General features: G+C 60.6%; 19 protein-coding genes. 10 read left to right on the top strand and 9 right to left on the bottom strand.

The genetic code is table 11. The features are described from left to right. Positions 1-48 precede the first annotated feature (48 nt). From EER27_RS08960 to EER27_RS08940, 6 genes are all read right to left on the bottom strand, one after another. Entirely contained in the window at positions 49-303 is a 255-nt protein-coding gene (locus tag EER27_RS08960) for a DUF2164 domain-containing protein (RefSeq protein ID WP_123087673.1), read from the bottom strand. 68 nt (positions 304-371) lie between these two features. After that, positions 372-839: a hypothetical protein gene (locus EER27_RS08955; RefSeq protein ID WP_123087672.1), complete on the bottom strand. Its 468-nt coding sequence runs from the start codon at positions 837-839 to the stop codon at positions 372-374. Between the two features lie 26 nt (positions 840-865). Next, a complete protein-coding gene (locus EER27_RS08950; protein WP_123087671.1) occupies positions 866-1,279 on the bottom strand; it encodes a VOC family protein in 414 nt (137 codons plus the stop codon). Between the two features lie 525 nt (positions 1,280-1,804). Beyond that, positions 1,805-2,320, bottom strand: coding sequence for a hypothetical protein (locus tag EER27_RS08945; RefSeq protein WP_148040988.1), 516 nt, complete (start codon positions 2,318-2,320; stop codon positions 1,805-1,807). A 120-nt stretch (positions 2,321-2,440) separates the two neighbouring features. After that, positions 2,441-2,839 (bottom strand): hypothetical protein, encoded by a 399-nt coding sequence (locus tag EER27_RS16930; protein ID WP_148040987.1) that lies wholly within the window; start codon positions 2,837-2,839, stop codon positions 2,441-2,443. Between the two features lie 19 nt (positions 2,840-2,858). Next, positions 2,859-3,275: a hypothetical protein gene (locus EER27_RS08940; RefSeq protein WP_123087669.1), complete on the bottom strand. Its 417-nt coding sequence runs from the start codon at positions 3,273-3,275 to the stop codon at positions 2,859-2,861. Between the two features lie 905 nt (positions 3,276-4,180). Here EER27_RS08940 and EER27_RS08935 point away from each other — a divergent pair. From EER27_RS08935 to EER27_RS17075, 6 genes are all read left to right on the top strand, one after another. Next, positions 4,181-4,414 (top strand): hypothetical protein, encoded by a 234-nt coding sequence (locus EER27_RS08935; protein ID WP_123087668.1) that lies wholly within the window; start codon positions 4,181-4,183, stop codon positions 4,412-4,414. Positions 4,415-4,573: 159 nt separating this feature from the next. After that, positions 4,574-4,930 carry a hypothetical protein gene (locus tag EER27_RS08930; protein WP_123087667.1) on the top strand — a complete coding sequence of 119 codons (357 nt, stop codon included), beginning with the start codon at positions 4,574-4,576 and terminating at the stop codon, positions 4,928-4,930. A 63-nt stretch (positions 4,931-4,993) separates the two neighbouring features. After that, positions 4,994-5,287 carry a hypothetical protein gene (locus EER27_RS08925; protein WP_148040986.1) on the top strand — a complete coding sequence of 98 codons (294 nt, stop codon included), beginning with the start codon at positions 4,994-4,996 and terminating at the stop codon, positions 5,285-5,287. A gap of 62 nt (positions 5,288-5,349) precedes the next feature. Beyond that, the gene (locus EER27_RS16925; protein WP_148040985.1) at positions 5,350-5,595 is read left to right on the top strand and encodes a hypothetical protein; all 246 of its coding nucleotides are present in this window, start codon (positions 5,350-5,352) and stop codon (positions 5,593-5,595) included. A 145-nt stretch (positions 5,596-5,740) separates the two neighbouring features. Then, entirely contained in the window at positions 5,741-6,130 is a 390-nt protein-coding gene (locus EER27_RS16920) for a hypothetical protein (RefSeq protein WP_148040984.1), read from the top strand. Between the two features lie 77 nt (positions 6,131-6,207). Continuing rightward, positions 6,208-6,378: a hypothetical protein gene (locus EER27_RS17075; RefSeq protein WP_190285713.1), complete on the top strand. Its 171-nt coding sequence runs from the start codon at positions 6,208-6,210 to the stop codon at positions 6,376-6,378. A gap of 180 nt (positions 6,379-6,558) precedes the next feature. On the opposite strand, the gene EER27_RS08915 is transcribed toward EER27_RS17075, so the two are convergent. Next, positions 6,559-7,587, bottom strand: coding sequence for a TolB-like translocation protein (locus tag EER27_RS08915; protein ID WP_190285712.1), 1,029 nt, complete (start codon positions 7,585-7,587; stop codon positions 6,559-6,561). A gap of 71 nt (positions 7,588-7,658) precedes the next feature. After that, positions 7,659-8,093 carry a nuclear transport factor 2 family protein gene (locus EER27_RS08910; RefSeq protein WP_123087663.1) on the bottom strand — a complete coding sequence of 145 codons (435 nt, stop codon included), beginning with the start codon at positions 8,091-8,093 and terminating at the stop codon, positions 7,659-7,661. Between the two features lie 181 nt (positions 8,094-8,274). Here EER27_RS08910 and EER27_RS08905 point away from each other — a divergent pair, with 181 nt between their 5' ends. Together EER27_RS08905 and EER27_RS08900 are read left to right on the top strand one after the other, a co-directional pair. Next, complete coding sequence (locus EER27_RS08905) at positions 8,275-9,357, top strand: sensor histidine kinase (RefSeq protein WP_190285711.1); 1,083 nt, start codon at positions 8,275-8,277, stop codon at positions 9,355-9,357. After that, positions 9,266-10,156, top strand: coding sequence for a LytR/AlgR family response regulator transcription factor (locus tag EER27_RS08900; RefSeq protein WP_223807239.1), 891 nt, complete (start codon positions 9,266-9,268; stop codon positions 10,154-10,156). Before EER27_RS08905 ends, EER27_RS08900 begins: the two co-directional genes overlap by 92 nt. Before the next feature lie 54 nt (positions 10,157-10,210). Here EER27_RS08900 and EER27_RS08895 read toward each other — a convergent pair whose 3' ends face one another. Then, a complete protein-coding gene (locus EER27_RS08895; protein WP_123087660.1) occupies positions 10,211-10,831 on the bottom strand; it encodes a TetR/AcrR family transcriptional regulator in 621 nt (206 codons plus the stop codon). A gap of 90 nt (positions 10,832-10,921) precedes the next feature. On the opposite strand from EER27_RS08895, the gene EER27_RS08890 reads away from it, so the two are divergent. Both EER27_RS08890 and EER27_RS08885 read left to right on the top strand, forming a co-directional pair. Next, positions 10,922-12,403, top strand: coding sequence for a phytoene desaturase family protein (locus tag EER27_RS08890; protein WP_123087659.1), 1,482 nt, complete (start codon positions 10,922-10,924; stop codon positions 12,401-12,403). Between the two features lie 524 nt (positions 12,404-12,927). Beyond that, positions 12,928-13,800 carry a hypothetical protein gene (locus tag EER27_RS08885; RefSeq protein ID WP_123087658.1) on the top strand — a complete coding sequence of 291 codons (873 nt, stop codon included), beginning with the start codon at positions 12,928-12,930 and terminating at the stop codon, positions 13,798-13,800. Positions 13,801-13,983 lie beyond the last annotated feature (183 nt).

Raw genomic sequence — 13,983 nt, 5'->3', positions numbered from 1 at the left:
CCCGATAGCTGCGCTGAGCAGAAGACCACAGTGCACCAAGGATTTCGATCATTTCCGGAACTCGGTAGGGCGCTCAAGGAGATAGATGGCGTCACCCAAATCTTCCAGCTTGCTTGAGAGGATGGCCTGCGCATCGTAAAGGCCGCGATTGTAAAAGTATGGGCCAACCTCGCCGGAGAAAAAGTCCAGCAGGAATTCCGCGTCAAAGCGTCCGATCTCTTGCTTTAGTTCTTCTGTGAAGTAGAGCTGGATCTTGCGGACGATGAGAGCTTTCTCGTCTTCCGTGAACTTGATGTCCGCCATGCGCCCTCCGTGGGGCCTAACGCCTAAACTAAGCCGAACCGCGAAGCGGTTTCGGCTTGAATGAATTGTTAGGCGGCACCCGGCCACCACCAGAACCACAGCGCCAAGTTGCCTTGGCCCGGACGCCCAATGCAAAAGTCACCTTCGCCCTTTGGGATGCCATCGAGCCCGGCGATGAGCGCTGGGAGGTACGCCTCACTGATGGTAAGTGCTGCAGGCTCCAGCTCCAGAGGAAATTTCCACGTGTCTGCGTTGCCACTCGGAGCGCACTGGAGGCGCCATTTAGATGGTGCAGCCCAGAGCGCATCGCCTTGCTGGTAGTTCGGGACGCGCAGAATTGAAGCGGATGGAGGGGTGACCGTTACCGTGCGGTAGGCGCCCGGATCACCAGCCAGCAGCCGCAAGAGTGACAGTAGCGACTCAACGCCAGCGTCATTTCCGGTGAGGTGCCAGCCTCCAAACTTGTTCCGGAACTCCGTGTACCGCCAGAGCGAGAGGACGCCTTCTTGCTTCCAGGAGAAAACACCGTCGTCCATGGTTCTGTGCCGCCTAACGCCTGAAATTAAGCCGAGCCGCGAAGCGGCTTCGGCTTGAATGAACTGTTAGGCCCCGCCCATTGGGCCAGATGGAGCAACACGCCGGACGGATCCCAAACGTAGGTGACCAATGCCCCGTACGGCTCCTCCTTGGGCGGTGCCACCCGAGCGCCAGGAAAGCTGCCGGAATCTACGAGCTCCTTGATCCTGTTAAAGCAGTCCACCGCATCTTGCACAGACACATGGAGCATGCAGTTCTCAGCCCAATCCTTCGCGTAGTAGCGCTGCAGGTAGAACCGGCGGTCCGCGAGAGCGAACAGCGCAATATTCTCGTCAGACCACTCTAGCTCGCAACCCAGCGCCGAGTAGAAGTCCTTGGCCATGCCAAAGTCTTGGGAAGGGATGAGGGTCCGGATATCGCTCGCCTGAAGATCAATCATCGTGCTCTCCCATAGGGGCCTAACGCCTGAAATTAAGCCGAGCCGCGAAGCGGTTGCGGCTTGAATGAATTGTTAGGCGCGCTACTCGCGACCCAAGCTCTTAAGGTTGCCGTTGAACAGTAGGAGGTCTCGGTCAGCCCGATGGTCATAAACGTACACCGAGTAACGAGCCTCGTGCTCTGGCGAAATTTCGATTCTTGCGTGAATCCGGTCGCCAGGAGCCAAGTCTTGGGCAAGTCGTACGTGCATGTAGTCCGGGTACTCCCGCCGGAGATAAATCTGAATCTCAGCCGGTGAATATGAGGCGGTTGCCTTGGGAGGCGTGACGTAGATATCGAATAGATGATCGTCTGCCCGTTTGGTCACGGTGGCGGGCGGGCCCCCTCGATAAAGGTGCTGGTCGCCTCTACGGCCAGCGGTGCGACCAAGAGTACGAATGCCAAGAAGAATTTTGCCATACTCTCCATGCGCGTCTAACGCCTGAGTTAAGCCGAGCCGCGAAGCGGCTTCGGCTTGAATGAATTGTTAGGGGGCACCCGCGCACTCCTGCTCAATGTCCCACAGCAGTGCAATGGGGTCTCCCAACTCTAGCGAACCTGGCTGGTCAAACAGCCTCAATAACGCTGTTCCGTGGTCCGAGGCAGACAGTACCAGACCCCGCCACTCGGCCGGGCGCCTTGGCTCACCGTTGAGCAGGCGCCAGTAGCCGTTATGATCTGCTGCGTTCCTGGCGTGGCGCAGAAATTCAATCGCTCCGGTGGAAGTTCCAGCTTGGCGGATTGCTTCATGCGCGCCTGCCAGAATCGATTGGACCGATTGCACGTAGATGGGTAGCAGATAGCTCAAATTGTTGGCGAGCTCATCCGCGACGTGCTCCGCTGAGATGCTGAGGGGCTCGTGATCGCCACGGACTCTCAGGTCCAATGGTCCGAGCAGTTTCAATCTCTCGTTTTCGGGCCGAATATCTGCACGGATACCCGTAGACGAGCGAAAGTACAGCGTAGCCTTCAGCCCATGCAACTTCGCCAGATACGAAATCACGAGTGGGTAGAATGGCTTTGATCTGTCGAAGTAATAGCGGTCTACCACGTGCCCCCTAACGCCTAAATTAAGCCGACCCGCAACGTGCCAGTCGGTGAGTTGCTGCAGTGGAACAACGACTCACCCGAGTTGCCGATACCACTCGAGTTGCTCTCTGGTGATGTAGTCGCCACCATCTGGATAGACGACGACTATCTCTATGGCAGGCTCTATATCTCTCATCAGCTCCTGCCCGGAGATTTCCTTCTTTGGCCATGGAACCTTGTCCAAAGCATCATGTCGCTCGGACACTGTTACGCACCAACGGTCAGGGTTTGGCGATTTGGTTAAGAAGTAGCACTCTTTCTGATCTGTGGTCGATGGGTCAGCAGCGACTACTACAAAAAGCTTTGTCTCTCTTAGAACTGCCCAGACGAGGTCGATATTTCGCTGCTCGCGCGAACGCTGAAATGCCATTTTCAACGGTGATGTTGGATTACGTGGCGAGGCTTTAAGCAGGGAAGCGAAAGGGTTTCGCATGTGAGCTCTAACGCCTGAATTAAGCCGAGCCGCGAAGCGGCTTCGGCTTGAATGAATTGTTCGGCCCGTGCCCGAACCACTCCGACGGGTACTCCCCTGCCGTGACGAGAAGGGTCGTTTCCGGCTCGAGGAGTTCGAAATACTGGTGGGCAGGCGCTCCGGCTGCAACGGCTCGGACCCGCGCAGCTACGGCCAAGAGTTCCGACGCTGGGACCAACCACCTGAACTGACCTGTGACCGGTACGGGTTCTTTGAGAACGAACAGTTGGCCAAAACCAACGACAGGCAAGTGGCTCTCCAGTGCGATGCCAAGCTTCTCGGAACCCGCAAGTGCTTCCAGTACACCGGCCAAGGCATCAATTGCTTCGGGCTGGCCCGACAGGACCAGCGTATCGCTGCCCTTAAAGTCTTCGAAGTGCCAGAGATCTATCTGCACGGGCCTAACGCTTAGTTCTGCCCCTCAATTGAGGCGGTGCGCGAAGTATGCGCTCCTCCGACGCGGGCGCCAACGAAGAATTTCTACGCGGAATCAGCTACTTGCCTGATAGCTTTCGGCTGCCCGGGCGACCACCCTCGCGTTACAGCCACGCAACGGAGGGTGTATGGATTACAGGCTGCAGGGAAAGGGTGTAACGCGGGCCGCGCCGGAGCGAGTCCAGCACGTGCAACGTGGGGGCAACTTTGGGGGAACTTCCGATCTTGCGGAATGGAAGCCCGCGCAAACAGGGCGTTTCCGGCCCAAATTTGATAGATCCCACCCCTCACATCATGGCGGTGTGCGAAGTACGCGCTCCTCCAGCCTGGCATTTAGCTCGGCTACTGTCCGCGATGAAGGCGCCAACCCTTGCTCCGCTCGGCATCCAGAGGGGCAGGCGCGAGCAACGAAGCCGTGGGGCTGGTTGAGCGCGCTCAATCTCTTGGCGCTTCTCATTTGAGCGGGCATCATTTGGGAGACGCCAGGTGTGACTCAGGTAGCGACAGCCGCAGAATGTGAGTAATTTTGCGAGTAACGGCGCTGTTCCATCTGGTGGCAATGTATTGAAATCAATGAATTGAGCCAGCTATTTGGTTGCTGGTGGCCACCACTCAAGCAAGCACCGTCCCCGCAATTCCCATCTTCTGGCATGCCACCGAAACTGCGGGGTTGGGCGACGCACGCAACATTCCGATGGCCGCTCCAACGATGTGCTAGCGCATCGGCCTGGAGGCGCCGCATGCCAGCGAACGCTGGTGGCGAGACGCGTAAGTCATCAGAGCACCAGCCGGCCCGACGGCTGCGATGTGGCGCCAGACGTACAACCGGACCAAGGTCCATCCATCTATCGCAAAAGGAATCGCAGCATGCAGGTACACATTTTCAGGGGCCCGGGGCGCGTATTCGCTTTCACGACCGACGCATCGGGAGCCAACCTTCCAACCAAATACGCGCCTTGGGACGCCTTCAAGGCAGTCGAGCTGCAGACGGGCGTGCCCACTCCCGGCGTGGACGTCGACGACTGTTTGCACGACATCGAGGTGCATGGCATCCACGTCACCGATGCGCACGTGCGGATCACCGAAGACGCAATCGGGTAACCAAGCCTTCTGACACATTCACCGGCTGTTGACCGCTGGTGGCGCGAGTTCTGCGCCGTGGGTTCGCCTGTGTGTTGATTTTCCTGCTGACGTACGTCCAAAAGTTCGTTCAACCCGAGCCACTTCGCGGTTCGGCTCAACTTCGAGCGCGTGGCCAAAATGACACTCAAGCACCTTCTCCTTCGAGGCGCACTGGCAACAGTCTTTTTCTTTGCTTTGCTCTTTGCCGTGGTCGTTGCCAAAGTCATCTTTTATGTCGTGTCTGGGATCGCATATTCCGGTTCGACGGGAATGGCGCATGCGGCGTTTGTGGAAAATGTGGCTCCGTTGGGCAGATTTCTCTTGTGTTTCCTGGTCTTTGGCGGCGTAGGGGTGGTGATCAACGCTTTTTGGCCCACCAGCCGCGTTTGGCCGCAAGCCATCATCGGTTTTGCGGTTTTGGGCGGCGCCGCGTCATTGGCGCTCCCGTCAATGGGTCAGGAACTCCATGATTTGATCCTCTCGGCCTTCGAGTGACTCGCAGATGTGGCTTTCAATCCAAAGCCGCTTCGCGGATCGGCCATGCGCTGGGAGGCGCCAATGGGTATAGCCATTGGCATCCTGTCGGGCTTCCTGATCTACTTTGGCGTGGCTGTGTTCACGGCTCACCGCTCATGGAAGGCTTTTTGGATCAACTTCGGCGTTGCCATCCTGCTGTTGTCGCTTCTGGCCGCGTCTCATACAGACCACACCACATCCGCGGATGGGCTGGTTGAACTGTTCTTGGTTGCGCTGTTTGTCGTGCTATTCATCGTCACCGGCTTCGCCTGGCTATGCTCATTGCTCATCAGAGCGGCCGACAATGCATCACAAGATCCTGGGATCGATGTCTAAGAATTCATTCAAGTCGAAGCTGCTTCGTGGCTCGGCGTAATTCATGCGTCAGACCTTCACTCATGCTGCTTAATGTTCTCAAACGCGCCGCGGTTCTGTTCCTGACGGTTGCCGGCGTCTCCACCGCGGCTGTGGCTGCTCTGGCGTGGTATCACGTCCGCATCGCTTGTCCCGCGAATTTTGTTTGCTATCTCCGCATGCAGCCGACCGGCGACTGGCTGGCGCCATTTGCCGTCGCCGCCGTTGGCTTTGCCGTATGCCTTCTTGTTTCGTTGCTGTCGGTAAAACTTGGAAGGTCTCCCAAGTGACGCCTGGAAACTCATTCACGTCCAAGCCGCCTCGCGGTTCGGCTTAACTCAGGCGCGGGGATCGCGGATGGATCGTCGGTATCGGAAGAGGATGGCCAGCTATTGGGCTCGGTCTGAGGCGCGAGCTTGCCGAAGTATCGATGGCTTGGATCTCTCCAGCTGGTTCGATTGTTGGCACACTCACGTGGACTGGCAGGGGCGAGGGGACGCGAAGCCTGAAAATCAGGCGGATGCGGCGGCAACGACGGTCCGGGTGCTGCGTTACCTTGAGCAACGTGCCCAGAACCGGCGAGAGCCAATCCAGCTCTGGGCGACCATCTGCGAAGGTACGATGGACAATGCGGTTTACGCACATTCGCTCAATCCGAACGGCACGCCTTACCCGAATGACTTTGCCGGCGCTCAATGGGATGTGCAGGTTCCCGACCGGATCTTGGCCGCCTTGTCCGGTGACGCACACCAGGTTGGCACGGTCAGCTACGGTGACGCGGTAGTCCATCTTGTCCGCAAGCGGCTACCCGGCGGTGGCATCTAGCAATTCGATCAGGCTATCGCCGCTTCGCGGCTCCGCTTGAGGCGTCAGGCAACCACACCACAGGATGGAGACAGAAGATGCTTCAAGCGATTCGCAACCGCGCCATGGCCTACGTGGCGAGCCACAAGGGCGCGGTCAGGTTCTTCTGCTTCCTCCTTGCTCTCGCGGCGGTTGCTAGTTCCGCCGCAAATATCGAGGATTTCATCAACGGCTTCCTTGACGGCGACTCCTCCGTGTCTAGACCGTGATGCGCCTGCAGTCACTACCCAATACGACCTAGTTCAGATCCCACTTGCCGCCGAGTGACGATTCGCAACGGCGTGACGGCCTGGTTCACGGCTTCACCCGTGACCACTCACCGCAACGGCCGGTAGCGCGTCACTTGCGAGTCGTTTCGTGGCCCGGTGGGTCGGGCCGTCGTGGAAGCGTCACACGCCGGGCCAATCGCAGCCTTCGGGGCCCGATTCTCCGGTGGTCGATCGGAGGCCTTGCCGAGTGGCCTCGATCGCCATCGAGGTCGGGACCACGTAGATGTTGGCTTGTCCGTTCAACACATCGGCGGCAACGTCCGCGTCCGCGGACGTGCGCATGCTGGCAAAGCGCAGTTCCGTGTCATCGACAGACAACGACGGGGTGAAATCCATGCCCGGTGCATTGATCGGCGACGGCAGGCGCACCGCTGCAGACCAGGCGTCCTTCGTACGACACGTTGCGAACAGGTCCGCGTCCGAAGAGCCGTCGCGCTGACTCCAGAACACGGCCAGGCGACCATCCGACGAGAGGGTGAAGTCGCCTTGGATCGCGCCGTCGTTGAACGGAGCTCCCAGTGGCTGCGGCGCATCGAAGCCGCTGCCATTCATTCGCGCCCGATAGATCGCCAGCTTCGCAGGCCCACCCTTGCGTGAGCTGTTGAAGTACAGCCAGCCATCGTGCAATTCGGGGCCGAGTTCCTCGCCATCGCTGGCAACCGCGTCGAGGCGCTCGGGTACTCCGAAACTCCCGCCCTCCAACGCAGCGCGCCAGATGTCCAGGTTGGCATTGGGCAACTCACCGCTGGCCGGGCGGTTGGAAACGAAGTAGAGCGTCTGGCCATCGGGCGTCAACCAGGGATCGGAATCGCGATAGCGCGGATCGGAGAAGGGCGCTTCGGCCACCTCGCCCCACCCAATTCCTTGCCTCTGTGCAAACCAGATCCGGCTCTGCTTGAAATTCGCTTCCGAACGCGCAAACACCATGAGGTCCTGCGCGGAATCCGTGCTCAGGTTGTAGTCGTTACGCGTACCCGACAACCAGCCCGCACCCGCCAGACGCGCCGCATTGGCCTGTGGCAACGGCAACTGCCGCTCGGCTACGCCCAGGGGGGCCGGCATATTCGCCAGCGCCGACGGATTGGCCGAAGCACCGGAAGGTTCGGCTTCCATCGGCGAGCAGGCCGACGCCAGCAAGAGTAGCCCCATCAGTTTCACACTTCTCATCACGTACCCCACGTGGAATTGGCGACCGGCGACCTATCGAACGATGGCTCGAATTACCGTGGTTTGCTGTGCCACAGGGCGTTGACGATGATCCATTTGCCGTCAAATCGACCCATGTGGAAATAGTCGACAAACCATTTGGTTTCCAGCCGGACCGACGCCGTGTTTCCAATCACATCGAGCACGCGGCAGCTGCGCTCCCATTGCTCCTTCGGTGTCTTCAGCGCGCCTTCCCTGGTGAGGCCCACCAGCTCTTCCTTCGACATGCGCCGCAAGCCGAGCCGTTCGTAAGGCGTGTCCCCGATCACCGCGCGCTTGGCGAGGTCGGGATGCAATGCCCGCGCAACGCGATCCGGATTGGCCTCGAGCTGACCGTCCACGTAATCAAAGCAGGTGGCTTCGATCGCGGCGATAGTCGCCGGGTCGACATTTGTCGGCCCAGGCGCGGCCGCGCCTGCTGCTGCAAGAACCAAAGAGAGTGCAAACATGATTCGCCCTGTCGCTGAGTGGTACCGATCCAGCTATTAGGCAGGATCGGGGGCGGAAGTCTTCATCGCTTGCGATGGAGCGTTGCTGACGCGCGACGAGGCGTTGGGCCGTCTGCTCCGTCAGCCTTCACACTGGGCATGGCGTAACTCATAGTGGCTGCCTGCCATGAAGAATCTCCCCATGAGTTCCATCGTTCTGCCCGATTCGATCACGGCAACCTCGAAGCGATTGTTCTGGCCCTTGCAGATCGTTGGCTGGCTCGGCTACTTCATCCTCCACTTCACTACGGCGATGGGCGACGGGAAGCCGTTGTCCTACGTGTCCGCGTCGTTGTCCGTGGCCGTCTGCGGTTTCGTCATCACCAGCCTGTTGCGCCTGGGTTATCGGCGCCTGTGGGGATTGCCCGTGCCACTGATGGCGGCGGCTGCGATCGGGCTGCTGGTGCTTGCCACGGCCCTGCAGATGAAGCTCTACGTCACGATCGCCTTCAGCTATTGCGATGACTGCGAAATCCGCAGCATCTTCGGCTACCTGTGGTACTTCACCTCGACGCTCTACATCATTCTGTCGTGGAGCGGGCTCTATTTTGGAATCAAGTTCGCGCTGCAACTGCAGCAGCAGAAGGAAGCCGCGTTGCGCGCGCAGAACGCGGCGCACGCGGCGCAAATCAGGATGCTCCGGTACCAGCTCAATCCGCACTTCCTGTTCAATACGCTCAACGCAATCTCCACGCTTGTTCTGGATGACAAGCGGGATACGGCGTACCGCATGGTCGCAAGCCTTTCGGCATTCCTGCGCCATTCCCTCGACTCCGATCCGGAGCAACACGTCGCGCTCACGCACGAGGTCGATGCGCTCAACCTTTACCTTGGCATCGAGCAGGTACGTTTTGGCGAGCGCCTCCAGATGGCTGTGGACATCGAGCCGGCCGTTCGCGATGCGCTGGTGCCGGGTCTGATCCTGCAGCCGCTGGTCGAGAACGCGATAAAGCACGCGGTGTCCAAACGAGAGGAGGGCGGGCGCATCGAGCTCATCGCCCGCCTCGACGACGACATGCTCGACGTGCATCTTCGAGATGACGGGCCCGGGCTGGTTGACGCCGATGTGACGTCAAACGGCCATGCACGCGTCGGTCTGGCCAACACACGCGAGCGACTGCGGGTGCTGTTTGGTGAGCGCCAGCGCCTGGCCATCCGCAACCGCGAAACTGGGGGGCTGGACGTGCATATCCGACTGCCGTTCCGCGTCGCGCAGGATGCGTGAGATGAAGGCGATTCGTACGCTGATCGTGGACGACGAGCCCTTGGCGCGCAGGGGGCTGGAGCTGCGGCTGGCTCGGCACGCCGATATCGAGATCGTCGGGGAGGCGGGCAACGGCCGCCACGCCTTGCAGGCCATTTCCAGCTTGCGTCCGCAGCTGATGTTCCTCGACGTACAGATGCCGGGAATCGACGGCTTTGGATTGTTGCGCATGCTGCCGGCGACGCAGATCCCGCTGACGGTGTTCGTCACGGCCTACGATCACTATGCGTTGGCGGCGTTTGCCGCAAGCGCGCTCGACTATCTTCTCAAACCGGTTGACGACGTGCGCCTGGACGAGTCGGTCGAGCGCGCGCGCGCGCGTCTGGCTGCTCGCAAGACCGAGGATCACTACGAACGTCTTCTCAAGATCATCGGCACCCTGCCTGCAGCGCATCGATCAAGGATCGATGGGTTCCTCGGCGATGAGGACCCAGGTGCTGGCGGCAGGTTGACGATCAAGGACGGCAACCGCATGGTGCGCATCGATGTCGCCTCGATCCGCTGGATTGATGCGGCAGGCGACTACATGTGCATCCACGCGGGCGATGAAACCCACGTCTTGCGCGGCACGATGCAGCAACTCGAGCGGCGCCTGGATCCGCGGAAATTTGCGCGCATCCACCGCTCCACCATCGTCAACCTGGAGCGCGTCGATCAGATGCGGCCACACGTCAATGGTGAGTACTTTCTCGTGCTCGATTCGGGACATGAGCTGAAGCTGTCGCGCAGCTATCGCGACAAGCTCAAGTTGTTCACCTGACAATTGCGGGCGCAGCTGACGTGACCTGCTCGCGTCGCGTGCTCAACGGCGGGGTCACGGCACCCGCGCCATTGCGCCTTGGTGGAAGAACGCCACGACGTCGGCGAATTCCTCCGCCAACGACAGGTCCGGATCGGCAAGCCAGCGCATCAGTGCGCAAAGAGTGAGGTAGTGGAGGTACAAGGCGAGCTGCGCGACGGATGCGTCCTGGCGAAGCTCGCCGCTCTTCTGGCCCTGTTCGATGAGTGACGCGTAGACCGTCACCATGTCGGACGTAGGGCGCCCGCGGTCAGCGGGTGGTTCTCGCCCGACGCGTTGGAAGCGGTAACGGACGTAAGGCGCGAGATACCGCCGATGTGCTTCCCACCAGCCTGCTGAAGCCATCAGCACCGTGCCCACCCGGCCGTTGAAGCTGGCCTGGCGCATTGCCGCCTCCATGAGAGGCGTGAGATCGCGTGCGAGCTGCGCATGCATCCAGTACGCGAGCACCGCTTCCTTCACCGCAAAGTGGTTGTAGAGCGTGCCTCGGGCGACTTCGGCCGCCGTGGCGATCTGGTCCATCGTGACGGCGTCGTAGCCGTGCGTCTCGAACAACTCGAAGGCCACCTGCGCCAGGCGGTCGCGCGTCCGTTGCCGCTTGGGTATCGGCCCGGTGCTGGAAGAAGTGCTTTGCATCCCATCATTGTACGTTGTACATTTTTAGACAATGTTCAATTGTTATGGTGCTTCGGCCCCGACGACGGGTCTCCCACGAGGTCAAACAGGATGTCCAGCAGCGACAAGTCCTCCGTCGTCGTCATCGGTGCCGGTCTCGCCGGGCTCAGTGCGGCACTCAGCCTGGCGCGGTCGGGGCGGCAGGTCACCGTGCTGGAAGCCTCGGACGCGGTCGGTGGCTGTTGCTCGACCCGCAAGGTCTCGGGATACACGTTCAACAACGGCGCGTTGTACGTCGCCGTACCGTCGGCGCTGAAGGCGGCATTCCACCGGCTGGGCCTCGACTTCGACGCGGAGGTCTCGCTGGCTGCCATCGCCAACCCGCATCGCACTGTCCTCGACAATGGCACCACGGTGCATCTGTCGAGCGTCGAAGCGTCCTTCGTTGAAGGCGTCGATGCGCGGCAGCGAACCGCTACGTTGCGCCGAGAACTCGCCACGCTCCGCAATCGTTGGAGCCCGATCTATCAGGCGCTCGTCCAGGACATCCTGCCGGCACCGCCGTCGCTGCCACGGGTGCTGGGGCGGTTGTGGAGGCATCTGCCGCGCATGGGCGGCAGCGTGGAACGGCTGATATCCACGCAATTCCAGGATCCGGACGTGCGAGCCGCGGTTGCCTCGACCCTGTTGTACACGGGCACCGCTCCGGCACGACTGCCCGCCACTCAGATCATCGGCTTCATGGCGCTCCTCGAAGAAGGGTTCCACCTGCCGCACGGGGGCATGGGGATGATCCCTGCCGCACTGGAGCGGGCTGCCGAGAAGCATTCGATTTCGATCCGTCGCGGCGTGCGCGCCAACAAGCTCGAGGTGTCGAACGGGCGCGTGTGTGCCGTCGAACTGTCGACCGGCGAACGGATCGAATCGCGCCAGGTCGTGGCGACCTGCTCGGGATTCGAGTTGGCGGCGCACCTGTTGCCCGAGGAGGCCGTGCCTGCACGGCTTGTGCGACAGACGCGTCGTTCCCCGTTGTCACACCGGGCGATCGCGATACAGATCGGCTGCCAAGGTATCGGAGATCCCGGTGCCTTCATCGTCAACCACGTACCGCCGATGCCGGAGCAAGGACGCATGCACGTGAGCGAAACGGGTGTCCCGCGTTGGCTCGCCTATACCAATCCGACCCGGACGCTTCCGGAGCTCGCTCCGGAAGGAAAGGCCGTCATCGAGTTCTATGCCCCCGTGAGCGGCATCGCATTGGCATCGCAGTGGACCGAGGCGATGACCGAACGAACCGTGACGAGTTACGTCGATGGCCTTCGGAAAAAGCTTCCCACGCTCTCGATCGAGACCGTGGAGGTGATGGATCCGCAAACCTTCGTAACCCAACGTCACCTGCACGAAGGCGCCCTGTACGGCGTCGCCCCAGGCGCAACTCCGGGGCAGTTCTTTCCGCACCGAACTCCCGTGAAGGGCCTCTATCTGGCCGGCCAAACCACGTTTCCCGGCTATGGCGTGCCGTCGGCCATGTGGTCGGGCATCCAGGTGTCGGATGCCCTGCTGGCAGACGCCAAGAAGCCCGACGCCCAGTAGCCCGACGAGCGAGGCTTCATCGCTACGCGTCGCAACGCCGCACCAGCAACACCATGCAATGAACGACTCGGCGCCGGGGCTCGTTCGCGCATCGCTACATGCCTCATCGAAAGCCGCGGGCTTGGTGCCTTGATCGTGCGTTTCATGGGGCGAACCACCGTTTCGCCGCAAGACAGGCACGGCTTGGCGACGCGCGCATCCATGCCGTCACCGTGCTGGATACAGTCCAAGCCGGAACGCGAGATCGACCCACCGCAGTGCACACGTCGATGCAGGGAACGCGGAAGCGTCGTAGTCATGCTCTGTCACTTGGCGTGTCTTGAGGTCACCAACCGGCGGTAGCCACCGCAATGCCAGTTGAGGTGTTGGGCCGAGAAGTCAACGCACGTCGAGGTCGAGGCCCTCCGGGCCAACGTAGATCGTGTTCCGTCGTCGCACGCACGTCTGTGAACCTTTCATCTGCTTGAAACAAGGACGAAGCCTTTCCACGCCCAATGCAAGGGCAATTCAAGGAACGAACGAGCATGAAACTGATCAATCTGTTGACGCTTACCGTTGCATTCGCCGCATCGTTTTCCGCGGTCGCCAAGCCCACGTATCCATGCCATGGATGCACCCCCGAGCAGGTGGCCGATCTGGCATGGCAGACCCTTTCGGCTGCCGGTGCCGGCGACGCCTACTACGTCGACTACGTAAACGGCAAAGCCTATCGGCTCGCGAACCAGGCGCCGATCCCCGACATGAGCAACCCGGAGCCAGAGCCCTACTTCCCGGACATCGTGTTCGTGCCGATCGATCCGGCGATCGTGGCGTTCGCCGAGAACATGCGGGTACTGACCAATGGAAACAATCTGCAGGTCTACGAGCCCGCCGCGGGCGCATTGTCGTTCCGCTCCAACGCCGTCACGCCTTCATCGGGCGGATCAGGAAATCTGCCGGCCAACAGCTACGAGTTGATGAAGCGCACCGACCTTGAATACAACCTCTCGTCGCATCTGATGCAAACCGAGCAGGGGATCAGAGGCTACATCTTTGGCGTAATCGGCGCCTTGACGCAGTCGGGTTTCGACTACTCAAAGGCTCCGGCGGTAATCGTCTACCGCTTCCGCGATGGCGGATCCGCCAAGTTCAGGCTCGACATGACGGTACAGAAGTATGTACGTGTGCCGGGAGAAACGTACGATGGCCACGGGAACCGGATTCCGGAGACGAAGGAAGACTTCTACGGACATGTGTACCAGGTGGGTCCCAGCAACGGCCCCGAGTATGACTACAACTACCTGGCAGAGCGCGCAGGTCTTCTTGGTCATCAGGTCTACAGCGGTCCCATCAGTGGATTCAGGATCGCCTACGCTTGCACGCCGGACGGCTGCGCCGGGTACATTGTGGCCAACTGAAACTCACGGCAGTTGATGCCGATTTCGACGAGCTGTTGCATCGGCATGACGGCCAAGTAGTTCTTGCCGGTTCGGCGCGCCCAGCGCGAATGGCAGCACCAATCGGCGGCGGCAGCACACGTTCTGTGTTGCCGCCGCTTCTCGTATTCTGGCGGTGCGTCCGACCTGATATCGTCCAAGCCA

Origin of the sequence: Montanilutibacter psychrotolerans (genome assembly GCF_003719825.1) — a bacterium.
In the GTDB taxonomy this organism is placed as follows: domain Bacteria; phylum Pseudomonadota; class Gammaproteobacteria; order Xanthomonadales; family Xanthomonadaceae; genus Montanilutibacter; species Montanilutibacter psychrotolerans.
This window is presented reverse-complemented; position numbering and strand designations above follow the sequence as displayed.